Origin of the sequence: Nonomuraea sp. NPDC050663 (genome assembly GCF_044456985.1) — a bacterium.
GTDB lineage: Bacteria > Actinomycetota > Actinomycetes > Streptosporangiales > Streptosporangiaceae > Nonomuraea.
The window spans coordinates 1-21,165 of sequence record NZ_JBITGL010000006.1 but is presented as its reverse complement, the minus strand read 5'-3'; the positions used below and the strand labels follow the sequence as shown (position 1 = coordinate 21,165).

Annotated in this window: 18 protein-coding genes; 14 read left to right on the top strand and 4 right to left on the bottom strand. The window is 70.9% G+C overall.

Features of this window, described 5'->3' with window-relative positions; translation table 11 throughout:
- Window positions 1-209: 209 nt before the first annotated feature.
- From pheS to ACIBH1_RS20295, 4 genes are all read left to right on the top strand, one after another.
- Complete coding sequence (gene pheS / locus ACIBH1_RS20310) at window positions 210-1,250, top strand: phenylalanine--tRNA ligase subunit alpha (RefSeq protein WP_397315823.1); 1,041 nt, start codon at window positions 210-212, stop codon at window positions 1,248-1,250.
- A complete protein-coding gene (locus ACIBH1_RS20305) occupies window positions 1,250-3,799 on the top strand; it encodes a phenylalanine--tRNA ligase subunit beta (protein ID WP_397315360.1) in 2,550 nt (849 codons plus the stop codon). The genes pheS and ACIBH1_RS20305 overlap by 1 nt, the downstream gene beginning before the upstream one ends.
- A 285-nt stretch (window positions 3,800-4,084) precedes the next feature.
- Window positions 4,085-4,825 (top strand): metallophosphoesterase family protein, encoded by a 741-nt coding sequence (locus tag ACIBH1_RS20300; RefSeq protein ID WP_397315359.1) that lies wholly within the window; start codon window positions 4,085-4,087, stop codon window positions 4,823-4,825.
- Window positions 4,826-4,832: 7 nt separating this feature from the next.
- On the top strand, window positions 4,833-5,078 hold the full coding sequence (locus ACIBH1_RS20295; RefSeq protein ID WP_397315358.1) for a hypothetical protein: 246 nt from the start codon (window positions 4,833-4,835) through the stop codon (window positions 5,076-5,078).
- Between the two features lie 52 nt (window positions 5,079-5,130).
- Here the strand turns inward: ACIBH1_RS20295 and ACIBH1_RS20290 are convergent, their stop codons facing one another.
- Entirely contained in the window at window positions 5,131-6,393 is a 1,263-nt protein-coding gene (locus ACIBH1_RS20290) for an MFS transporter (protein ID WP_397315357.1), read from the bottom strand.
- 143 nt (window positions 6,394-6,536) lie between these two features.
- On the opposite strand from ACIBH1_RS20290, the gene ACIBH1_RS20285 reads away from it, so the two are divergent.
- Window positions 6,537-7,637, top strand: coding sequence for a hypothetical protein (locus ACIBH1_RS20285; protein ID WP_397315356.1), 1,101 nt, complete (start codon window positions 6,537-6,539; stop codon window positions 7,635-7,637).
- 120 nt (window positions 7,638-7,757) lie between these two features.
- Here the strand turns inward: ACIBH1_RS20285 and ACIBH1_RS20280 are convergent, their stop codons facing one another.
- Window positions 7,758-9,398: a class I adenylate-forming enzyme family protein gene (locus ACIBH1_RS20280; protein ID WP_397315355.1), complete on the bottom strand. Its 1,641-nt coding sequence runs from the start codon at window positions 9,396-9,398 to the stop codon at window positions 7,758-7,760.
- 149 nt (window positions 9,399-9,547) lie between these two features.
- Between ACIBH1_RS20280 and argC the strand changes: the two genes are divergently transcribed.
- From argC to ACIBH1_RS20240, 8 genes are read left to right on the top strand one after another with little or no spacing between them, the layout of a single operon-like run.
- Complete coding sequence (argC, locus tag ACIBH1_RS20275; RefSeq protein WP_397315354.1) at window positions 9,548-10,573, top strand: N-acetyl-gamma-glutamyl-phosphate reductase; 1,026 nt, start codon at window positions 9,548-9,550, stop codon at window positions 10,571-10,573.
- Window positions 10,570-11,724: a bifunctional glutamate N-acetyltransferase/amino-acid acetyltransferase ArgJ gene (argJ, locus tag ACIBH1_RS20270; protein WP_397315353.1), complete on the top strand. Its 1,155-nt coding sequence runs from the start codon at window positions 10,570-10,572 to the stop codon at window positions 11,722-11,724. The genes argC and argJ overlap by 4 nt, the downstream gene beginning before the upstream one ends.
- On the top strand, window positions 11,721-12,581 hold the full coding sequence (gene argB, locus ACIBH1_RS20265) for an acetylglutamate kinase (protein WP_397315352.1): 861 nt from the start codon (window positions 11,721-11,723) through the stop codon (window positions 12,579-12,581). Before argJ ends, argB begins: the two co-directional genes overlap by 4 nt.
- The gene (locus ACIBH1_RS20260) at window positions 12,578-13,735 is read left to right on the top strand and encodes an acetylornithine transaminase (protein ID WP_397315351.1); all 1,158 of its coding nucleotides are present in this window, start codon (window positions 12,578-12,580) and stop codon (window positions 13,733-13,735) included. The genes argB and ACIBH1_RS20260 overlap by 4 nt, the downstream gene beginning before the upstream one ends.
- Entirely contained in the window at window positions 13,728-14,603 is an 876-nt protein-coding gene (locus ACIBH1_RS20255; protein WP_397315350.1) for an ornithine carbamoyltransferase, read from the top strand. The genes ACIBH1_RS20260 and ACIBH1_RS20255 overlap by 8 nt, the downstream gene beginning before the upstream one ends.
- A complete protein-coding gene (locus tag ACIBH1_RS20250) occupies window positions 14,600-15,103 on the top strand; it encodes an arginine repressor (RefSeq protein WP_397315349.1) in 504 nt (167 codons plus the stop codon). Before ACIBH1_RS20255 ends, ACIBH1_RS20250 begins: the two co-directional genes overlap by 4 nt.
- Window positions 15,104-15,109: 6 nt before the next feature.
- Window positions 15,110-16,534, top strand: a complete 1,425-nt coding sequence (gene argH / locus ACIBH1_RS20245) for an argininosuccinate lyase (protein WP_397315348.1) — start codon at window positions 15,110-15,112, stop codon at window positions 16,532-16,534.
- Between the two features lie 20 nt (window positions 16,535-16,554).
- Window positions 16,555-17,163 carry a DNA-3-methyladenine glycosylase gene (locus tag ACIBH1_RS20240; RefSeq protein WP_397315347.1) on the top strand — a complete coding sequence of 203 codons (609 nt, stop codon included), beginning with the start codon at window positions 16,555-16,557 and terminating at the stop codon, window positions 17,161-17,163.
- On the opposite strand, the gene ACIBH1_RS20235 is transcribed toward ACIBH1_RS20240, so the two are convergent.
- Window positions 17,154-17,558: a PH domain-containing protein gene (locus ACIBH1_RS20235; protein ID WP_397315346.1), complete on the bottom strand. Its 405-nt coding sequence runs from the start codon at window positions 17,556-17,558 to the stop codon at window positions 17,154-17,156. The genes ACIBH1_RS20240 and ACIBH1_RS20235 overlap by 10 nt on opposite strands.
- A gap of 84 nt (window positions 17,559-17,642) precedes the next feature.
- On the opposite strand from ACIBH1_RS20235, the gene tyrS reads away from it, so the two are divergent.
- On the top strand, window positions 17,643-18,905 hold the full coding sequence (gene tyrS / locus ACIBH1_RS20230) for a tyrosine--tRNA ligase (RefSeq protein ID WP_397315344.1): 1,263 nt from the start codon (window positions 17,643-17,645) through the stop codon (window positions 18,903-18,905).
- On the opposite strand, the gene ACIBH1_RS20225 is transcribed toward tyrS, so the two are convergent.
- Window positions 18,902-20,746 (bottom strand): glycosyltransferase family 39 protein, encoded by a 1,845-nt coding sequence (locus ACIBH1_RS20225; RefSeq protein WP_397315343.1) that lies wholly within the window; start codon window positions 20,744-20,746, stop codon window positions 18,902-18,904. The two genes, tyrS and ACIBH1_RS20225, sit on opposite strands and share 4 nt — an antisense overlap.
- Between the last annotated feature and the right edge of the window lie 419 nt (window positions 20,747-21,165).

Sequence of the window (21,165 nt, the reverse complement as noted above, 5' to 3'; positions counted from 1 at the left end):
TCCGCGAGTCCCTCCGCGCGGATCGCGGCTCCCGCCCGCGGTCCCGGCGGCGCGGTGAAGGTTTTCCACAGCCGCCCACGGTGCGGCGCAGTCCCTTCGGCGTGACCCGGCTAGACTCGGGTCCGCTCAAGCCCTGGATACGGAGCTAAGTCTTGACTGACTACGACCCCGTCGAGGTGACACCGTTGCATGCCGACGAGCTGTCCCGCATGGAGGCCGACGCCCTCGCGGCGATCAAGGTGGCCGACAGCCTCGACGCACTGAAGCAGGTACGGCTCGCGCACGCGGGAGACCGTTCGCCCATCGCCCTGGCCAACCGCGAGATCGGCGCCCTGCCGCCCGCCGCGCGCGCCGAGGCCGGCAAGCGCATCGGCGGCGCGCGCAAGGCGATCAACGAGGCGCTCGCGGCCCGCCAGGCCGAGCTCGAGGCCGAGCGCGACGCCCGCGTGCTGGTCGAAGAGGCCGTCGACGTGACGCTGCCCTGGGACCGCCACCCGCAGGGCGCCCGCCATCCCCTCACCACGCTGCAGGAGCGCATCGCCGACTGCTTCGTCGCGATGGGCTACGAGGTGGCCGAGGGTCCCGAGCTCGAGGGCGAGTGGTTCAACTTCGACGCGCTCAACATCGCCACCGACCACCCGGCCCGCTCCGACCACGACACCTTCTTCGTGGAGTCGACCGACTCGGGCAAGGTCCTGCGCACCCAGACCTCCCCGGTGCAGATCCGCGCCCTGCTGGCGCGCGGCGTGCCGTGCTACGTCATCTCCCCGGGCAAGGTGTTCCGCACCGACGAGCTCGACGCCACCCACACCCCCGTCTTCCACCAGGTCGAGGGCCTGGCCGTCGACGAGGGCCTGACGATGGCCCACCTGAAGGGCACGCTCGACCGCTTCGCCGAGGTCATGTTCGGCGAGGGCATCACCACGCGCTTCCGGCCCAACTACTTCCCCTTCACCGAGCCGTCGGCGGAGATGGACCTGAAGTGCTTCGTCTGCCGAGGCGCCTCCGCGCTGCCGGGCAACCCTCCCTGCCGCACCTGCAAGTCCGAGGGCTGGATCGAGTGGGGCGGCTGCGGCATGGTCAACCCGCGGGTGCTCATCGCCTGCGGCGTCGACCCCAAGCGCTACTCCGGCTTCGCCTTCGGCATGGGCATCGAGCGCACGCTCATGTTCCGCCACAACGCCGAAGACATGCGTGACATGGTCGAAGGCGACATCCGCTTCACCCTCCCGTTCGGATCGGAGATCTGATGAAGGTCCCTCTTTCCTGGCTGCGGGAGTTCGTCGACCTCCCCGCCGTCAACGCGCACGAGCTGGCCGACAGGCTCACCCAGGCGGGGCTGAAGCTCGAGGGCATCACCTCCCACGGCGACGACGTCAAGAACGTCGTGGTCGGCAAGGTGCTGACCATCGAGGAGCTGACCGGCTTCAAGAAGCCCATCCGCCACTGCATCGTCGAGGTGGGCGAGGCCGAGCCGCGCCAGATCGTCTGCGGCGCCACCAACTTCGCCGAGGGCGACATCGTCGCGGTCGTGCTGCCCGGCGGCGTGCTGCCCGGTGGCTTCGAGGTGGGCGCGCGCAAGACCTACGGCCGCCTGTCCGAGGGCATGATCTGCTCCGAGCGCGAGCTGGGCCTGGGCGACGACCACAACGGCATCATGGTCCTGCCCGCCGACACCCCGATCGGCACCGACGTCGTCGAGCTGCTGGGGCTGCGCGACGAGGTCATCGAGCTCGAGATCACCCCCGACCTCGGCTACTCCCTGTCGATCCGCGGCGTCGCCCGCGAGGCCGCCACCGCCTTCGGCGTGCCGTTCAACGACCCCGCCCTGCGCGAGGTGCCCGCCACCGGCGAGCCGTCCTACCCCGCCTCGATCGGCGACGACACGGTGTGCGACCGGTTCGTGCTGCGCGAGGTCAGCGGCTTCAACCCCGCGACGCCCAGCCCGCAGTGGATGCGCACCCGGCTCATCCGCGCCGGCATGCGCCCGGTCTCGCTGGCCGTCGACATCACCAACTACCTGATGCTCGAGCTCGGCCAGCCGCTGCACGCCTTCGACCGCACGAAGCTGTCCGGCGAGATCGTCGTACGGCGCGCGCGGGCGGGCGAGACGCTGGAGACCCTCGACCACGTCGTGCGCGCCCTCGACCCGGGCGACATCCTCATCACCGACGGCTCCGGGCCGATCTCGCTGGCCGGCACCATGGGCGGCCTCAACACCGAGATCAGCGACGAGTCGGCCGACATCGTCATCGAGGCGGCCCACTTCTCGGCCTCCGCCACCGCCCGCACCTCGCGCAAGCACGGCCTGGTCTCCGAGGCGTCCAAGCGCTTCGAGCGCGGCGTCGACCGCGAGCTGCCGCTGGTGGCCTCGTGGCGGGCCGTGCAGCTCCTGGCCGAGCTGGGGGGCGCGCAGATCCGGCCGGGCGTCACCCACGCCGAGGTCGACGTCGAGCCGCAGCGCATCGCCATCCCGACCGGGCACCCGGGCGCCGTCGCCGGCGTGCCGTACGACCGCGAGACCGTCATCACCCGCCTGCAGCAGGTCGGCTGCGTCGTCGAGGAGGGCGACACGCCCGCCGCCCGGCGCGGCGGCGTCGACCCGACCGGGGTGGTCTCCGGCGGCGACATCGACCTGTCGGTGTCCGGCGACGACATGATCACGGTCACGCCGCCGTCGTGGCGTCCCGACCTGACCGACCCCAACGACCTGGCCGAAGAGGTCATCCGGCTCGAGGGATACGCCAACCTGCCCTCGATCCTGCCCAAGGCTCCCGCGGGCGCCGGGCTCACCGAGCTCCAGCGGCTGCGCCGCCGGATCGGCCGCTCGCTGGCCGCGGCCGGCTACGTCGAGGTGCTCTCCTACCCGTTCATGGGCGAGCGCGACCTCGACAACCTCCTGCTGCCCGCCGGCGACGGCCGCCGCGTGGCCACCCGCCTGGCCAACCCGCTGTCGGAGGACGAGCCGCTGATGCGGACCACCCTCCTGCCCGGGCTGCTCAAGACGCTGGTGCGCAACGTGGGCCGCGGCTTCAACGACGTGGCGCTGTTCGAGACCGGCCTGGTCTACCGGCCCGTCGCCGACGCCCCGGCGCAGGCCCCCGTGCTGCGCGTCGACCGCCGCCCCTCCGACGAGGAGCTGGCCGGCGTCGCCTCGGCGCTGCCGCCCCAGCCGCAGCGTATCGCCGCGGTCCTCGCCGGAGAGTTCGAGCGTTCCGGCTGGTGGGGCAAGGGCCGCCAGGCCACCTGGGCCGACGCCGTCGAGGTCGCCCGCACCGTCGCCCGCGAGGCCGGCGTGACGCTCGGCGTCGTCGCCGACCAGCACGAGCCCTGGCACCCCGGCCGCTGCGCCGCGCTCTACGTCGGCGACACCCTCGTCGGCCACGCCGGCGAGCTGCACCCGCGCGTGGTCGAGGCCTACGGCCTGCCCGCCCGCACGTGCGCGGTCGAGCTGGAGCTCACCCGCTTCGAGCCGCACCTGCCCGGTCCCGCGCAGGCGCCCGCCGTGTCGGCCTACCCGGTCGCCACGCAGGACGTCGCGCTTATCGTGCCCGACTTCACGCCGGTCGCTGACGTGGAGGCCGCGCTGCGCGACGGGGCGGGCGAGCTGCTGGAGTCGATCCGGCTGTTCGACGTCTACGGCGGGGAGCAAGTGGGGGCGGGCAACAAGTCGCTGGCCTACACCCTGCGCTTCCGCGCCGCCGACCGCACCCTCACGGTCGAGGAGACCACCGCGGCCCGCGACGCCGCCGTCGCCGTGGCGGCGGACCGCGTCGGGGCGCGCCTACGGGGGGCGTAGCCGACGCGCAGGGCGGGCGCCTGGGCCGACGCCCCGCCGCGCCCCGCACGAGGCCGCTCGGGGCTGACGCCTCGACGGCCCCTGCACGGCCGCTCGGGGCCCGGGGCACGTTCCCCCGGGCCTTCGGCATGTCAGGGGCCCAGGGCCCTCGGTGTGTCAGGGGCCCGGCCTTCGGCATGTCAGTGCCCCGGCCCACGGCATGTCGGGGCCTGGGTGCCTTGCGCTGTGTTCACGCATGGTGAAGTGCCGTCGACTTACGCGTCGTCACCCACCACAGTGGAGGTCATGCGCATAGCCGTCCTCTCCGACATTCACGGTGTCCTGCCCGCCCTCGAAGCCGTCCTCGGCGAGCCGGACGTGCGTGCGGCCGACAGGATCGTGCTGACCGGCGACATCGCGGCGGGCCCGATGCCGGTGGAGACCCTCGACCTGCTGGTGAGCCTGGGCGAGCGGGTGGTGTGGGTGCACGGCAACGCCGACCGCGAGGTCGTCGAGGTCGCCGGCGGCAAGCAGTGCGACTACGCGATCTCGCGGTTCGCGGGCGAGCAGCTCAGGCCCGACCAGGTCGAGCTGCTGGGCACGCTGCCGATGACCCACGCCGTCGAACTGGGCGGGCTCGGGCGCACCGTCTTCTTCCACGGGACGCCGCGCAAGGACGACGAGGTGATCCTCGTCGACAGCACCTACGAGCGGTGGGCGGAGGTGCTCGGCGACCTGGAGGCCGACACGCTCGTGATGGGCAACACGCACATGCCGTTCGTCCGCCTCGTCGATCGCCGGGTGGCGGTCAATCCCGGTTCCGTCGGCATGCCGTACGGCACGGCAGGGGCGCACTGGGCGCTGCTCGACGGGGAGAGCGGCGGGGTGACGCTGCGCCGTACTCCGCTGGACGCCGAGGCGGTGGGGGACCGGCTGATCGCCGAGTCGCGGTTCGAGGGCATCGTGGCGTGGGTGGGGGAGTACATCAGGGAGAACTACTCCGACCGGCTGGCCGTGGAGGCGATGGGGCGGCGGGAGGGCCGATAATCGGGGGATGAGGCATCTGCTGGTGTTCGGCGACCGCGACGAGGCGGAAGAGGCCGCCGAGACGGTCGGGGAATGGCATCCGGAGCTGGGGGTTCCGGCGGTCGTGCGGGAGACGCTGGCGGGCGAGGACGACGCCGAGGACGCGCAGTGGGTCGTGGTGCTGGAGGACCCCGAGGCGTCGTTGACGGGGGAGCAGCTGGCACGGATCGACGCGTTGCTCGACGAAGCCGAGGGGTGGCGGGAAGCGGGCTGAACGGCCGTGGCCCAGGGCCGGTGGCTCCGGGGGAACGGCGCCGGCGGGTGTGTCAGGCCTTGACGGTCTGGGCGGCGGTGCGGCGGGCCTTCTCGCGCAGCGCGTGCTCGTCCGTCCTGGCGTCGTAGGTGCGGAAGGTGGGCAGCTTGGCCGCGAGCGCGACCACGGCCAGCACGCACAGCGCGCCCCCCGCCCCCAGCGACACGCGCCACCCGCCCAGCGACGAGGCCATGAAGCCCGCGCGGGCGTTGCCGAGCATCGGCCCCGTCATGTACGACAGCAGCTCGATCCCCGCCAGCCGCCCCCGCAGCTCGTTGGGGATGGTCTGGTTCCAGATGGTCGCCCGGAAGATGCCGCTGATCATGTCGGCGGCGCCCGCGAGGGCCAGGCAGGCCAGCAGCAGCCACAGCGACGGCATCAGCGCGGCGAGCACGACGGCGACGCCCCACACGGTGGCGGCGATGATGACGCCGAGGCCGTGGCGGTGCACGCGGCCGGTCCAGCCGGAGGTGACCGAGGCGATGAGGGAGCCGACGGCGCTGGCGGACATGAGCAGGCCGGTGGTCTGCGGTCCGCCGAAGTGGTCGGCGATGAAGGGGTAGAGCGCGGTCGAGAAGGCGAAGATCATCGCGGCGATGTCGACGAGGTAGGTGCCCATCAGGTCCTTGCGGCCGACGGCGTAGCGCACGCCCTCGATCATCGTCTTGATGGAGGCGGGCGCGGTGTCCTCGGCCGGCGGGCGGGCGCGGATCATCCACAGCAGCGCCAGCGAGATCAGGTAGGTCGCGATGTTGACGGCGTAGGCGGTGGCCGCGCCGTACACGGCGAAGATGACCCCGGCCAGGGCGGGGGAGACGATCGCGCCGAGGTTCCAGCGGAAGCTGCTGATGGCGGCCGCGGCGGCGAGTTGGTCGTGCGGCACGACCTGGGGCATCAATGATTCGAGGCTGGGCCGCTGGAGGCTGCCGAGGCCCGCGGTGATGGCGCCCATGGTGTACAGGACCCAGATCTGGGGGTCGGGCAGCAGCGCGTTGACCAGCAAAGCGCCGATCGACACCATGAGGCCGACCTCGGTCCACAGGACGATCGTGCGGCGGTCGAGGGCGTCGGCGATGGCGCCGCCCCACAGGCCGCACACCACCATCGGCACGAACTCGGCCAGCGCCATGAGGCCCACCGCGATGTAGTCGCCGGTGAGGTCCTTCATCTGCAGCGGCAGCACGATCATCGACAGGAACGAGCCGAACATGCCGATGAGCCCGGAGCCGAAGAGCAGCCGGAAGTCGCGCGAGGAGCGCAGCGGACTGAGGTCCATGCGCAGATGCGAAAGCAGCTTCTTCAAAGTTCCAGACACGAGGTTCGATTGTGGGCCAAAGCCCAGATAGGCGGCAAATCGTTTTACGCCCTACGACCAGCGCTCGGCACGGTTAGTGTCACATCCGACACGAGGAGTGATTGATGAGTTTGCTGTCACGCGCGGTCGAGCTGAAGCCGGAGCTGATCCACTATGCCACCTCGGGGCGTTTCGCCACCGAGCTGGGCAAGGTGCTCGACCGTTTCTTCGCCGACGGGCCGCCCGCCGACGAGGCGGCCGCCTTCCTTCCGGTCGACTACTTCGCCCTGCAGCACCCGCTGCCCGGCGGCGACACGGTCGTCGACCGGTTCGTGGCCGAGCACGACGGCCTCGACGAGGCCGACAGGGCGATGCTGCTGGGCTGGAAGGACGTCGTGGAGGGCATCTTCGAGGTCACGAAGGTCGAGGCCAGGGCGGTCACGCTGTTCAACCTGGTCGACGAGCTGACGTACCGGGCCTTCTCGAACCTGGGCAAGGGCGCCTTCGACAGCCTGCGGGAGGGCATGTTCGTCGTGGCCAGGCTGGTCCCGCTCCGCCAGGACTGGCTGATCAGCGCGACGCCCGCCGTACACGGGCCGGAGAGCGGGCCCGAGCTCAAGGCGGCGGCGGCCCACGCGGCGATGGCCAACCCGGCGCTGGTCTTCCGCAACCCCGAGGCGCTGGCCAGGGCCCGGGAGCTGCAGGTGGAGCAGCGCCGGTGCTTCGTCTCCTACTTCGGCGCCGACCTGTTCGTCGTGCACGGCTCGGAGGTGGCCGAGCGGCTGCGGGGCTACCTGGTCTACCAGGCCGAACGGCTGGGCGGGCAGCCTCCGGGCGAGGTGCCGCTTCCGGCGCACGTCACGGGGGCGGCGTCGGTGGCGCTGATCTTCGACGAGGCCGATGGGCTGGCCTACTACGCCGACTTCGGGATCCTGGAGGAGATCTTCGCCGATCCCCGGCTGCTGATGAAGCCGCGCTACCGGGAGGTGCTCTCCGGCTATCTGCGCGGCGACGCGGTCTCGCCGGTGCCGTTGCGGCGCCTGGCCGAGCGCGATCCCGACAAGGCGAGCGCGGTCTTCGCCCGGCTGCTCAACCGCAAGGGCTTCCAGTGGGAGCGCAGCGGGGAGGCGCTGCTGCGCTCGCACAAGCCCGGCTATTTCGCCGCCCCGCGCCTGCCGTCGGTGACGCCGATGACCGCGGTCATCGCCGAGCACGTGGCCGCCTAGATCTCGACCAGCACACCTGGAGGAGCCGAAGGCCGCCGGAGGGGTGTCCCGAGTACTCTTCCGGCGGCTTCGGCTGCTCCCAGTCAAACCGCTTTGTCTGAATAAAGCGTGATAACTGGCTCAGGAATTGCCCAGGACTTCCCTGCGCAGGTGAGTCTTGAGGATCTTCCCGCCCGGGTTGCGCGGCAGCTCGTCGGAGCGGAACCAGTAGTGCACAGGGATCTTGAACTTGGCGATCCGCGAGGCCAGGAACTCCCGCAGCTCCTCCGGTGTCGCCGAGCTCCCGGCGGCGGGCCGGATGACCGCCCCGACCTCCTCGCCGAGCTCGTCGTGGGGCACGCCGATGACGGCCACGTCGTCGACGGCCGGGTGCTCGAACAGCGCGGCCTCGACCTCGGCGCAGTAGACGTTCTCGCCGCCCCTGATGACCATGTCCTTGGCCCGGTCCACGATGTAGACGAAACCGTCCTCGTCGACGCGCGCCAGGTCGCCGGTGTGCAGCCAGCCCTCGACGAAGGTCTGCGCGGTCGCCTCGGGCTTGTTCCAGTAGCCCATGATGACGTTCGGCCCGCGCACGCACAGCTCGCCGACCTCGCCGACCGGCAGCTCGTCGCCGAGCGGCCCGACGATGCGCACGTCGACGACGGCGCTGGGCAGGCCGATGCTGTCGGGCCTGGCCTGGTAGTCGGGCCCGCCGTTGCCGATGGCCAGCGCCGTGGTCTCGGTCATGCCGTAGCCGTTGGAGGCCGCGCGCTGCGGCAGGTTGTCGTTGATGCGTTCCAGCAGCTTGGGCGGGGCGGGCGCGCCGCCGTACCCGAGGGTGGTCAGCGACGACAGGTCGTACTTGGTCAGGTCCGGATGCGACATCAGCTGCCAGGCGTTGGTCGGCACGCCGATCATCGTGGTGACCTTCTCGCGCTCGATGGCCTGCAGCGCCTTCTCCGGGTCCCACTTGTACATGAGCACCACGGCGCCGCCGGTGAACATGGTGGTGGTCAGCGCCGAGAAGCAGCCGGTGACGTGGAAGAGCGGCACGGTCAGCAGCGTGATGCGCTTGGCGCCCGCGGCGGCGCCGGGGTCCTTGCCCGCCAGGGCGACCGCGCGCATGAGCCCGTAGGCCACGGTCATCGGCGACTGTCCGAGGTTGCGGTGGCTGCCCAGCGCGCCCTTGGGGTGGCCGGTGGTGCCGGAGGTGTAGAAGATCGTGGCCGGGTCCTGCGCCGTCAGCTCCACCTCGGGGAGGGTCGTCTCCTCCTTGCTGAGCAGCTCGCGCCACTGCTCACCACGGACGACGATCGTCGGGATGCCGGAGTTGGCCATGCGCTGGGCGCGCTCGTCGTCGGCGATGATGACCTTGGCGCCGGAGTCGCTGAGCCCGTAGGCCAGCTCCTGCTCGGTCCACCAGGCGTTCAGGGGTACGGCTATAGCCCCCGCCGCCAGGGTGGCGGAGAACGAGACGACCCACTCGGGATAGTTGCGCATGGCGATGGCCACCCGGTCGCCCTTGGCCACGCCGTACTCCGAGACCAGCCGGTGCGCCAGGGTTGCGGCCTGGCGGTAGTGCTGCTCGTAGGTGATGTGCTCGTCCTCGTAGGCGAGGAAGAGGTTCTCGCCTTGCCAGCGGCTGTTCTCCAGCAAGGTGCGGAAGTGCTGCGGGGCGTGTTTCCAGGTGCGTACGCCGGTGTCGCCGATCTCCTCGATCTCGAAGAGCTGTCCAGGGGCGGTGAGCTGGGCCTCGACCTGGGCGTTCGTGGGGCTCATACTGCGCGACTCCACTCTGTTACGGGGATATTTCACATTACCGACCAGTCGGTACGTCGCGCTAGATCCGCGGTGTTGCATGTCCATGCCCCCCAGTGCATAATCTTCACATCGCAAAACCATGAGTAAAGGTGAATGGATATGCAGTCATGAGGTCCGCAGCGGTCGCGGGGGCGAGCGGCTACGCGGGTGGTGAGCTGCTGCGCCTGCTCCTGACGCATCCCGGGTTCGAGATCGGCGCCCTCACCGCGGCCTCCAGCGCCGGCACCACGCTCGGCGCCCACCAGCCGCATCTGCCGCAGCTGGCCGGCCGGGTCATCCAGGAGACCACCGCCGAGGCACTCGCCGGACACGACGTCGTCTTCCTCGCCCTGCCCCACGGGCACTCGGCCGCGGTCGCCGCCCAGCTCGGCCCCGAGACCGTCGTCGTCGACTGCGGCGCCGACCACCGGCTGGCCGACCCCGCCGCCTGGCAGGAGTTCTACGGCGGCGAGCACGCCGGCACCTGGCCGTACGGCCTGCCCGAGCTCCCCGGCCAGCGGGCGGTGCTCGAGGAGGCCACCAGGATCGCCGTGCCCGGCTGCTACCCCACCTCCGTCACCCTGGCCCTGTTCCCCGCCTTCGCCGCGGGCCTGGCCGGGACGGACGTGATCGTCGTGGCCGCCTCCGGCACCAGCGGCGCGGGCAAGTCGCTCAAGCCGAACCTGCTCGGCAGCGAGGTCATGGGCTCGGTCAGCGCCTACGGCGTCGGCGGCGTGCACCGCCACACCCCCGAGATGGAGCAGAACCTGTCGGCCGTCGCGGGCGAGCGGGTCACCGTCTCCTTCACCCCGACGCTCGTGCCCATGAGCCGGGGCATCCTGGCCACCTGTACGGCTCCCGCCGCGCCCGGCGTCACGCGGCGCTCCCTGCGCGAGGCCTACGAGGTGGCGCTGAAGGACGAGCCGTTCCTGCGGCTGCTGCCCGAGGGCCAGTGGCCCGCCACCGCGATGACCTACGGCGCCAACACAGCAGCCCTCCAGGTCACCCTGGACGAGCGCGTCAACAAGATCGTCGCGGTCATCGCCATCGACAACCTCACCAAGGGCACGGCCGGGGGCGCGATCCAGAGCGTCAACCTCGCCCTCGGCCTGCCAGAAGAACTCGGCCTCCCCATGACTGGAGTCGCTCCGTGAGTGTTACCGCCCCCCTCGGCTTCCGTGCCGCAGGCATCGCCGCTGGAATCAAGGCCAGCGGCGGCCGTGACCTGGCCCTGGTCGTCAACGACGGACCCAGCCGCGCCGCCGCCGGAGTCTTCACCGCCAACCGCGTCAAGGCGGCCCCGGTGCTCTGGTCGCAGCAGGTGCTCGACGGCGGCCGCCTCAAGGCGGTCGTGCTGAACTCCGGCGGCGCCAACGCCTGCACCGGGCCGGAAGGCTTCCAGGACACGCACGCGACCGCCGAGAAGGTCGCCGATGTGCTCCAGGACTCCGCGGGCGAGATCGCGGTCTGCTCCACCGGCCTGATCGGCGAGCGCCTGCCCATGGACGCCCTGCTCGCCGGCGTCGACCAGGCGGCCGCCCAGCTCAGCAAGAACGGCGGCCTGGCCGCCGCCGACGCCATCCGCACCACCGACACCGTCTCGAAGATCTCCTTCAAGCGCGGCGAGGGCGGATACATGGTCGGCGGCATGGCCAAGGGCGCGGGCATGCTCGCCCCGGCGCTGGCCACGATGCTCTGCGTGATCACCACCGACGCCGACCTGACCAGCGAGGAGCTCGACGCGGCCCTGCGCCGCGCCACCTCCCTGACCTTCGACCGCCTCGACGCCGACGGCTGCATGTCGACCAACGACACCGTTCTGCTGCTGGCCAGCGGCGCCGCCGGGGTCAGGCCGGACCTGGAGGAGTTCGGCAGGAAGGTCACCGAGGTCTGCGCCGACCTGGCCAGGCAGTTGCTCGTCGACGCCGAGGGCGCCTCCAAGGCGATCGCCATCGAGGTCATCGGCGCCGCCTCCGAGCAGGACGCGGTCGACGTCGGCCGCACGGTGTCACGCTCCAACCTGCTCAAGTGCGCCATCCACGGCGAGGACCCGAACTGGGGCCGCGTGCTGGCCGCGGTCGGCACCACCGGCGCCGTGTTCGAGGCCGAGCGGCTGAACGTGGCCATCAACGGCATCTGGGTGTGCCGGGGCGGCGGCGTCGGCGACGACCGGTCCAAGGTCGACATGCGCCCGCGCGACGTGACGATCACCATCGACCTGTCGGCGGGACCGCACACCGCCACGATCCACACCACCGACCTGACCGCCGCCTACGTGCACGAGAACTCGGCGTACAGCTCATGACCTCGAAGGCCGAGATCCTGGTCGAGGCGCTGCCCTGGCTCGCGCGTTTCCACGGCGCGACCGTCGTCATCAAGTACGGCGGCAACGCCATGACCGAGGAGTCGCTGCGCGAGCGCTTCGCCGAGGACGTCGTGTTCCTGCGCTACGCCGGGCTCAAGCCCGTCGTCGTGCACGGCGGCGGCCCGCAGATCAGCGCCCAGCTCAAGGTCCAGGGCATCGAGTCGCACTTCACCGCGGGCCTGCGCGTGACCACGCCCGAGGCCATGAACGTCGTGCGCATGGTCCTCACCGGCCAGGTCAACCGCGAGGTGGTCGGCCTGGTCAACCGGCACGGGCCGTTCGCCGTCGGCATGTCGGGCGAGGACGCGCGGCTGTTCACCGCGGAGAAGAAGTACGCGGTCGTGGAGGGCGAGCAGGTCGACATCGGCCAGGTCGGCGAGATCGTCAAGGTCGACCCCGGCGCGGTGCGCGCCCTGCTCGACGACGGACGCATCCCGGTGATCTCCAGCGTCGCCGTGGGCGACGACGGAGAAATCTACAATGTGAATGCCGACACCGCGGCCGCCGCGCTGGCCGTCGCCCTCCAGGCCCAGAAGCTCATCGTCCTCACCGACGTGAAGGGCCTGTACGCCCGCTGGCCCGACGAGAGCTCCCTCATCAAGCAGCTGAAGGCCGCCGAGCTCGAGACCTTGCTCCCCAGCCTGGAGAGCGGCATGGTGCCCAAGATGGAGGCCTGCCTCACCGCCGTCCAGGGCGGCGTGCCCCAGGCGCACGTCCTCGACGGCCGCGAGCCCCACGCCCTGCTGCTCGAGATCTTCACCGACCAAGGAACCGGAACCATGGTGATGCCCTCATGACGTTGTTCGAGCGGTTCGAAGCCGCCTTCATGCCCAACTACGGGGTGCCGCCCGTGGCGCTGGCCCGCGGCGAGGGCTGCACGGTCTGGGACGTGGAGGGCGCCGCCTACCTCGACCTGATCGGCGGCATCGCCACCAGTTCCCTCGGTCACGCCCACCCGGCGCTGGTCGAGGCGGTCTCCAGGCAGGTCGCCACGATCGCCCACACCTCCAACCTGTTCCTGCACGAGCCGGAGGTCCTGCTCGCCGAGAAGCTCCGCAGTCTTCTCGGCAGCGACACCGCTCGCGTCTTCCTCGCCAACTCCGGCACCGAGGCCAACGAGGCCGCCTACAAGCTGTGCGTCAAGTACGGCAAGCAGACCGGGCGCTCCTACTTCGTCGCCACCGAGAACGGCTTCCACGGCCGCACCATCGGCGCGCTCAGCCTGACCGGCAAGCCCGCGATCCGCGACCAGTTCGGCCCCTTCCCCGTCGACGTGCGCTTCGTGCCCTACGGCGACGCCGACGCGCTCAAGCAGGCCGTCACCGAGGACTGCATCGCGCTGTTCCTGGAGCCCACGCAGGGCGAGGCAGGCGTGGTGCCGCCGCCCGACGGCTACTTCCAGCAGGCACGCGAGATCACCGAGGCCGCCGGGGCCCTGCTCGTCGCCGACGAGATCCAGTCGGCGATCGGCAGGACCGGTCACTGGTTCGCCCACCAGGTCGAGGGCGCCACGCCCGACATCCTGACCCTGGCCAAGGGCCTGGGCGGCGGCCTGCCGATCGGCGCGTGCGTCAGCTTCGGCAAGGTCGTGTTCGACAAGGGCGAGCACGGCTCGACCTTCGGCGGCAACCCGGTCTCCTGCGCCGCGGCGCTCGCGGTCCTGGACACCGTGGACCTCGCCCACGTCGAGCGGGTCGCCGCCGGTTTCCGCGCGGGGCTGGAAGGCGTCTCGCACCCGCTGCTCAAGGGGGTGCGCGGGCGGGGGCTGTGGCTCGCGCTGGTGCTGAACGAGGACAGGTCGGCCGGCGTCCAGGCGGCCGCGGCCAAGGCGGGCTTCCTGGTCAACGCCCTGCAGCCCGACGCCGTACGGCTCGCGCCGCCGCTGGTGATCAGCGCGGAAGAGCTCCAGACGTTCGTCGACGCCCTCCCGGAGGTTCTCGACCATGCCTAGGCACTTCCTGCGCGACGACGACCTGAGCGCTGCCGAGCAGCTCGAGGTGCTGGAGCTGGCCGCGGCGATGAAGCAGGACCAGTACGGCTACCGCCCCCTGGAGGGGCCCAAGACCGTCGCGGTGCTGTTCGACAAGCCCTCGGCGCGCACCCGGGTGAGCTTCCACGTCGGCATCGGCGAGCTCGGCGGCCAGCCGCTCGTCATCGACAACGTCTCGGTGCTGATGGGCCGCGGCGAGCCCACCGAGGACATCGCGCGCGTGCTCGACCGCCAGGTCGCCGCGATCGTGTGGCGCACCTTCGAGCAGGCCAACCTCGAAGCCATGGCCGCCGCCTCGCAGGTGCCCGTCGTCAACGCGCTCACCGACGACTTCCACCCGTGCCAGATCCTGGCCGACCTGCAGACCGTGCGCGAGCGGTTCGGCCGGACCGAGGGGCTGACGCTGGCCTACTTCGGCGACGGCGCCAACAACATGGCCAACTCCTACCTCCTGGGCGGGGCCCTTGCCGGGATGGAGGTGCGTATTTGCGCTCCTGAGGGCTACCATCCAGCTTTTCCCGGGCATATTTTCACTGATCCGGCAGAAGCGGCAAAGGGGGCACACGTGATCGCCACGGACACGTGGGTGTCCATGGGGCAGTCCGACAAGGAGGCCAGGGTCGCGGCGCTGATGCCGTACCAGGTCAACGACGACTTGCTCCAGCACGCCGCCGCCGACGCTATCGTGCTGCACTGCCTGCCCGCCTACCGCGGCTACGAGATCACCGGCGAGGTGCTCGAGGGCCCGCGCAGCGTGGTGTGGGACCAGGCGGAGAACCGTTTGCACGCCCAGAAGGCGCTACTTCACTGGTTGGTGACCCGACAATGATTCCGGCGACCAAAGCCGCTCGCCACGCGAAGATCACCGAGCTGCTCACCAAGCACACCGTCCGCTCCCAGCCGGAGCTGGCCAAACTGCTGGCGGAGGAAGGAGTCGAGGTCACCCAGGCGACGTTGTCGCGCGACCTCGACGAGCTCGGCGCGCTCAAGCTGCGCGCCGACGACGGCTCGCAGATCTACGCGCTGCCCGGCGAGGGCGGCGGTCGCATCCCGCTGGCCAGAGTCGGCATGGCCGAGGCCCCCGCGGCCCGGCTGAGCCGGCTGGCGGAGGAACTGCTCGTCTCCGCCGAGGCCAGCGCCAACCTGGTGATCGTCCGCACGCCGCCGGGCGCCGCGCAGTTCCTGGCCTCGGCGATCGACCACGCGGACTGGAAATCGATCCTCGGCACCGTCGCGGGTGACGACACCATCCTGGTGATCAGCCGCGACGCGCTGGGAGGCGACGAGGTGGCGCGTGCGCTGCTGAAGATCGCTGAAAGAACACATTAGGATTCTGTGACTATGAGTAAGGATGCCAAGCCGATGCGGCTGTGGGGCGGCAGGTTCGAGAGCGGACCGGCCGACGCGCTGGCTCGGCTGTCGGTGAGTGTGCACTTCGACTGGCGGCTGGTGCCGTACGACCTGGCGGCCTCGCGCGCCCACGCGCGGGTGCTCAACCGGGCTGGCCTGCTGACCGACGACGAGCTCGCGCGCATGCTGGGCGCGATCGACGACCTGGAGGCCGCCTGCAAGTCGGGTGAGTTCCGCCCCACGGTCGCCGACGAGGACGTGCACACCGCGCTGGAGCGCGGGCTGCTGGAGCGGCTCGGCTCGCTCGGCGGCAAGCTGCGCGCCGGGCGCTCGCGCAACGACCAGATCGCCACCGACCTGCGCCTGTACCTCCGCGACCACGTGCGGCTCATCGTCTCGCGCCTGGTGGAGCTGGAGACCGCACTCATGGAGCAGGCCGCCGCCCACGCCGAGACCCCCGCGCCCGGCATGACGCATTTGCAGCACGCCCAGCCGGTCTCCTTCGGCCACCAGCTGCTGGCCCACGTGCACGCCTTCGCCCGCGACATCGACCGGCTGCGCGACTGGGACCGGCGCGCCGCCGTCTCCCCGCTGGGCTCCGGCGCGCTGGCCGGCTCGTCGCTGCCGCTCGACCCGGTCGCCGTCGCCGAGGAGCTCGGCTTCTCCAGCGCCGCGCCGAACTCCATGGACGCCGTCGCCGACCGCGACTTCGCCGCCGAGTTCCTCTTCGACGCCGCGATGGTCGGCGTGCACCTGTCGCGGCTGGGCGAGGAGATCGTCCTGTGGGCCTCGCAGGAGTTCCGCTGGATCGAGATGGACGACGCCTACTCCACCGGCTCGTCGATCATGCCGCAGAAGAAGAACCCCGACGTCGCCGAGCTGGCGCGCGGCAAGTCCGGGCGCCTCATCGGCAACCTGATGACGCTGCTGACCACGCTGAAGGGCCTGCCCCTCACCTACAACCGCGACCTGCAGGAGGACAAGGAGCCGGTCTTCGACTCCATCGACACCCTGCTCCTGGTGCTGCCCGCCATGGCCGGGCTGGTGGCGACCATGCGGGTCAACGTCGACAAGCTGGCCTCGACCGCCTCCGACGGCTTCGCGCTGGCCACCGACCTGGCCGAGCTGCTCGTACGGCGGGGCGTGCCCTTCCGCGAGGCGCACGAGGCGGTCGGCCACCTGGTCGTCTACTGCCAGGTCAACGACGTCGACCTGCACGAGCTGTCCGACGACGAGATGCTCAAGGTCTCGCCGCACCTGACCGCCGACGTGCGCGACGTGCTCGACGTGGCGGGCGCCATGGCGGCGCGCAAGGCCTTCGGCGGCACCGCGCCCGACCGCGTCCGCGACCAGCTCGCCTCCCTGCGCGAGACGGTCGACGACCAGGCCGCCTGGGCCTCGGGCTCCTGAACGCCGCCTTCGGCGAGAGGGTGCCGCGCTCGTTCTTCGACCGGCACCCCTCGCTCGTCGCGCCCGGCCTGCTCGGCAAGGTCGTGGTCCACGGCGGGGTCGCGCTGCGGCTCACCGAGGTCGAGGCGTACGGCGGGCCCGGCGAGGATCCCGCGGCGCACACCTACCGGGGGATGACGCCGCGCAACGCGGTGATGTTCGGGCCGCCCGGGCACCTGTACGTCTACTTCACCTACGGCATGCACTTCTGCGCCAACCTCGTCTGCCTCGGCGAGGGACACGGCTCGGCCGTGCTGCTGCGCGGCGGCGAGATCGTCGCGGGGATCGATACGGCGCGGGCCCGGCGCGGGGCGGTCAAGCCGGTTCCCGACCGCGACCTGGCGCGCGGACCGGCCCGGCTGGCGGTCGCGATGGGTTTCTCGCGGCCGGAGAACGGGATCGACATGATCGGCTCGGTGTACGACGGCGCCGTGCCCGAGAGGGTGTCGGCGGGGCCGCGCACCGGCATCTCCACGGCGATGGAGGTGCCCTGGAGGTTCTGGATCGACGGCGACCCGACCGTCTCGCCGTACCGCAGGCACGTGCCGCGGCGACGTCAGCCGGGTCCGGCGGGGCGACCTCAGGCCTGACGGAGGCGGCGCAGCTCCGCGGCCACCTCGGTGGGGGAGGCGCCCAGATCGTTGCGGCTGAAGATGTGCAGGTTGTCGCCGGTGTCGATCTCCAGGATCTCGCTGCGCAAGCCGTACCGCCTGCTGATGTCGACCTTGATGTCCTCGATCTGCGACCACGGGACGTGGCGGCGGCCGGCGTAGCCGTGGACGACGGTGATGCCGGACTCGTCGGTGGCCAGCCGTACCGGGGCCAGGACGTCGCGCAACGCCATCGCGCCCAGCAGCAGCGTGGCGGGGACGGCCAGGATGACGCCGCGGGTGTCGTCCTGGAGGAACCAGTAGACGCCGAGCGCCAGGCAGGCCAGCGCGGCGCCGGCTTTGGCGAAGATCGGCTCACGGCGTACCCTCCACATGGACACCGAGGTTATCCGAGTGGCGTGGACCTGAGATGATCAGGCAGGCTATACGTGCAAACCATCTACTCAGGAAGCCAAATCGTGACCGACATCCTGGATGACCTCGCCTGGCGCGGCCTGATCGCGCAGTCCACCGACATCGACGCCCTGCGCGCGTCGCTGGCGAAGGGTCCGATCACGGCCTATTGCGGCTTCGACCCCACCGCGCCCTCGCTCCACGTCGGCAACCTCGTCCCGCTGTTCACGCTGGCCCGCATCCAGCAGGCCGGACACCGCGCGATCGGCCTGGTGGGCGGCGCCACCGGACTGATCGGCGACCCGGGCGGCCGCAACACCGAGCGCGCGCTCAACCCGGTCGAGCTCGTCGCCGAATGGGTCGAGAAGATCCGCGTCCAGGTGAGCCGCTTCCTCGACCTCACCGACGAGGCGCGCGGCGTGATGGTCAGCAACCTCGACTGGACGGCAGGGCTGTCGGCGATCGACTTCCTGCGCGACGTCGGCAAGCACTTCCCCGTCAACCGCATGCTCTCGCGCGAGGCCGTCTCGGCCCGCCTGGCGGGCGAGGGGCTCAGCTACACCGAGTTCAGCTACCAGATCCTGCAGTCCAACGACTACCTGGAGCTGTACCGGCGCTACGGCTGCACCCTGCAGCTCGGCGGCAGCGACCAGTGGGGCAACATCACCGCCGGCGTCGACTTCATCCGCCGCGTCGAGGGCGCCCACGTGCACGCGCTGACGGTGCCGCTGATCACCAAGGCCGACGGCACCAAGTTCGGCAAGACGGCGGGCGGGTCGGTCTGGCTCAACCCGGAGATGACCTCGCCGTACGCCTTCTACCAGTTCTGGCTCAACGCCGACGACCGCGACGTCGTGAAGTTCCTCAAGATCTTCAGCTTCCGGTCCAAGGAGGAGATCGAGGAGCTGGAGAAGTCGGTCGCCGAGCGGCCGTTCGCCCGCGAGGCGCAGCGCGCGCTCGCCGTGGAGTTCACCACGATGCTGCACGGCGCCGACCAGGTCGTGGCCGTCCAGACCGCCGCCAAGGCGCTGTTCGGGCAGGGCGCGCTCCAGGAGCTCGACGCCGCGACGCTCGGCGCCGCGCTGTCGGAGGTGCCGCGCGTGCAGGTGCCCGAGCTGGGCGCCTCGTTCGTCGACCTCATGGCCGACAGCGGGCTCGTGGCGTCGAAGTCGGAGGCCCGCCGCGCCATCAAGGAGGGCGGCGCCTACCTGAACAACGAGAAGGTCACCGACGAGGGCTACATCCCCACCGGCGACGACCTCATCGCCGGGCGCTACCTGGTGCTGCGCCGCGGCAAGAAGTCGATCGGCGGGGTCGAGGTCGGCTAGCCCGTCCAGTCGTCCGGGCCCGGGAGGTTTCCACCTCCCGGGCCCTCTTTCGTGTTACGGACAAAGAGGGCGACCGTGAGGCCGGGGGTGTCGCCCGACTGCCAGGAGTCCTTCATCGTGAAGCCCGCCTCGTCGAGGGAACGCATCCTCGGCAGGGACTGGGCCTTGGTACGGCTGCCGCGCCAGATCGCCCACACCCGGTCACGGCCCTGCAACGCCTCGGCGGTGTCCCGGGCCTCGGGGTAGCCAAAGCCGGTCGCCGCCGGGGCGGACTGCTGGAGCAGGACGTCGTCAGGGAGCGTTCCACGCCTGGCGTAGTAGAGGAAGCCAGCGCGGATCTGGCTCTGGCCGTAGACGAGCGCGTCGCCGGGGGCGGGATCCAGGCGGGAGATCGCCCAGGGGATGTTGTCGAAACGGCCGTTGGGCTCGCGGATGTCGGCGTGCTGGGGGACGGCAGAGGCGGCGGTCGTGACCACGGCCAGGGCGGCGATGGCGGGCGCCTTGGCCAGCTCGCTCAGGGCCAGGGCGGCGGCCAGGGCCAGCGCGGGGGCGGTGACGAAGAGGTAGCGGTCGACGTAGGCGGGGGTGAGGAGGTGGGAGATCGCCAGGAGGAGGGGCGGGGGGAGCAGGAGCCAGGCGAGGATCCAGGGGAGGGGGGCGGGCGGTCCAGCTGTCCGTCCAGCTGTCCGGGCCCCGGCCTCTGCTCTGGCTCGTGCCCCGGCTTGTGCCCCCGCCTCTGACCCGGCTTGTGCTCCCGCCTCTGCCCCGTCCCGTGCCCCCGCTTCTGCTCTGGTTCGTGACTCCGCTCTTGGCCCGGCAAGCGCACCGGCCTGTGCCGTCGGCTGGCTTCCCGCTTGTGTGCCGGGCGCTGTCTCCGGCCGTTCCCGCGCTTGTGCGCCGGGCGCTGTCCCCGGCCGTTCCCCTGCATGTGCGCCGGATGCTGTCTCCGGCCGTTCCCCCGCTCGTTCCTCAGCCTGAGCGTGCGCCACGGCCTGGATCGGTCCTTGAGACGCCGCTGGATGTGGGCTTCGGCGGAGGAGGTGAGGGTGGAGCAGGGCGGTCAGGGCGAGGATGAAGAGGATGAGGCCGGGAAGGGCGGCACCCGCCACCATGTCCGGAAATTTCAGCAGAACGTCGGGCCCGCGCTGCTGGATCCACGAGATCGCGTGGCGTTCGCCGTACCCGAGCAACCCCAGGGCGGCGGCGGGGACGGCGCCGGTGGCCAGCCCGAACAGAACCCGCCTCTCACCCCGCGCGAAGATCAGGTGAGCGGGGAGCGTGAGCACGGCGAACAGGTGGGTGCACGGGATCAGCGCCACGCTCAGGCCGTAGAGCAGCCATGGCCCGCGATCGCGACGGCCGGTCGCGCGATGCAGCGCCCAGAACGAGAAGACCACGGCGGCTGCGGCGAAGGAGTAGGACCGGGCGAAAGCCGCGAAGTAGGAGGTCGTGGGGAGCAGGGCGAAGAGGAGTCCCGCGATCAGGCCGGTCAGCGCGGTGTGGGCGCGGCGGCCGAGGTCGGCGAGGAAGCCGGTGGCGACGGCGATCGCGATCAGTGACGGCAGTCTCAGCCACAGCTCGCTGTGCCCGAACTTCAGCCAGACGTGCATGAAGACGTAGTAGGGCAGGAAGTGCCCGTCGATGTTCTGGGCCAGCGTCCACAGGTCGGGTAGCGAACGACGGGCGGCGCTGAGTGTGGCCAGTTCGTCCCCGTTCAGGGTGGCTGTGGTGAAACCGATCAGCGTGACGACCGTGACGACTGCGACCGGGAGCGGCCAGAGCCGAAGGCGACGCCTCGCGGACTGGAGCACAGGCCTGGTGAGGGTGGGGGTGCTGGTCACCTCTCCTACCATGCATCGTGTTACGTATGATGCGCGTGAGGAAGTATGGGACGTGATCCAAGCGTGATTTGACGTCGCCGCGATCCCGACCTAGTCTTCTCTACGCCCTTGGAGCGAGCCGGGCACCGCTAGGCGGTGGACGGGCCCAGGGCCAACCACCATCACGTCGCGGGAAAACCGTTTGATTCGACAGCGGCGAGATGGCACGGTAAGTTAAGAGGGTTGTCCCGGAAACGGGAGAGTCTTTATTTGTTGTGCCCATGCTCGTTTATGTCAAATCACTGAATTTGACACGAAAAAGCGGGTCTGACAGAATAGAGACACAACGGAACGAAGCGCCCCGGGCTAGTGCAGACGGTGTTCGCGTCCGTTTCTTGAGAACTCAACAGTGTGTTTAAAAGCCAGTGCAAGAGTTATTT

Excerpts from the sequence above, each read along its gene's own strand:
- ACIBH1_RS20305 (WP_397315360.1), top strand. The coding sequence starts at position 1,250 with ATGAAGGTCCCTCTTTCCTGGCTGCGGGAGTTCGTCGACCTCCCCGCC.
- ACIBH1_RS20250 (WP_397315349.1), top strand. The coding sequence starts at position 14,600 with ATGATTCCGGCGACCAAAGCCGCTCGCCACGCGAAGATCACCGAGCTG.
- ACIBH1_RS20290 (WP_397315357.1), bottom strand. The coding sequence starts at position 6,393 with ATGGACCTCAGTCCGCTGCGCTCCTCGCGCGACTTCCGGCTGCTCTTC.
- ACIBH1_RS20280 (WP_397315355.1), bottom strand. The coding sequence starts at position 9,398 with ATGAGCCCCACGAACGCCCAGGTCGAGGCCCAGCTCACCGCCCCTGGA.
- ACIBH1_RS20255 (WP_397315350.1), top strand. The coding sequence starts at position 13,728 with ATGCCTAGGCACTTCCTGCGCGACGACGACCTGAGCGCTGCCGAGCAG.
- argC (WP_397315354.1), top strand. The coding sequence starts at position 9,548 with ATGAGGTCCGCAGCGGTCGCGGGGGCGAGCGGCTACGCGGGTGGTGAG.
- ACIBH1_RS20260 (WP_397315351.1), top strand. The coding sequence starts at position 12,578 with ATGACGTTGTTCGAGCGGTTCGAAGCCGCCTTCATGCCCAACTACGGG.
- argB (WP_397315352.1), top strand. The coding sequence starts at position 11,721 with ATGACCTCGAAGGCCGAGATCCTGGTCGAGGCGCTGCCCTGGCTCGCG.
- ACIBH1_RS20300 (WP_397315359.1), top strand. The coding sequence starts at position 4,085 with ATGCGCATAGCCGTCCTCTCCGACATTCACGGTGTCCTGCCCGCCCTC.
- pheS (WP_397315823.1), top strand. The coding sequence starts at position 210 with ATGGAGGCCGACGCCCTCGCGGCGATCAAGGTGGCCGACAGCCTCGAC.
- ACIBH1_RS20235 (WP_397315346.1), bottom strand. The coding sequence starts at position 17,558 with ATGTGGAGGGTACGCCGTGAGCCGATCTTCGCCAAAGCCGGCGCCGCG.
- ACIBH1_RS20285 (WP_397315356.1), top strand. The coding sequence starts at position 6,537 with ATGAGTTTGCTGTCACGCGCGGTCGAGCTGAAGCCGGAGCTGATCCAC.
- ACIBH1_RS20295 (WP_397315358.1), top strand. The coding sequence starts at position 4,833 with ATGAGGCATCTGCTGGTGTTCGGCGACCGCGACGAGGCGGAAGAGGCC.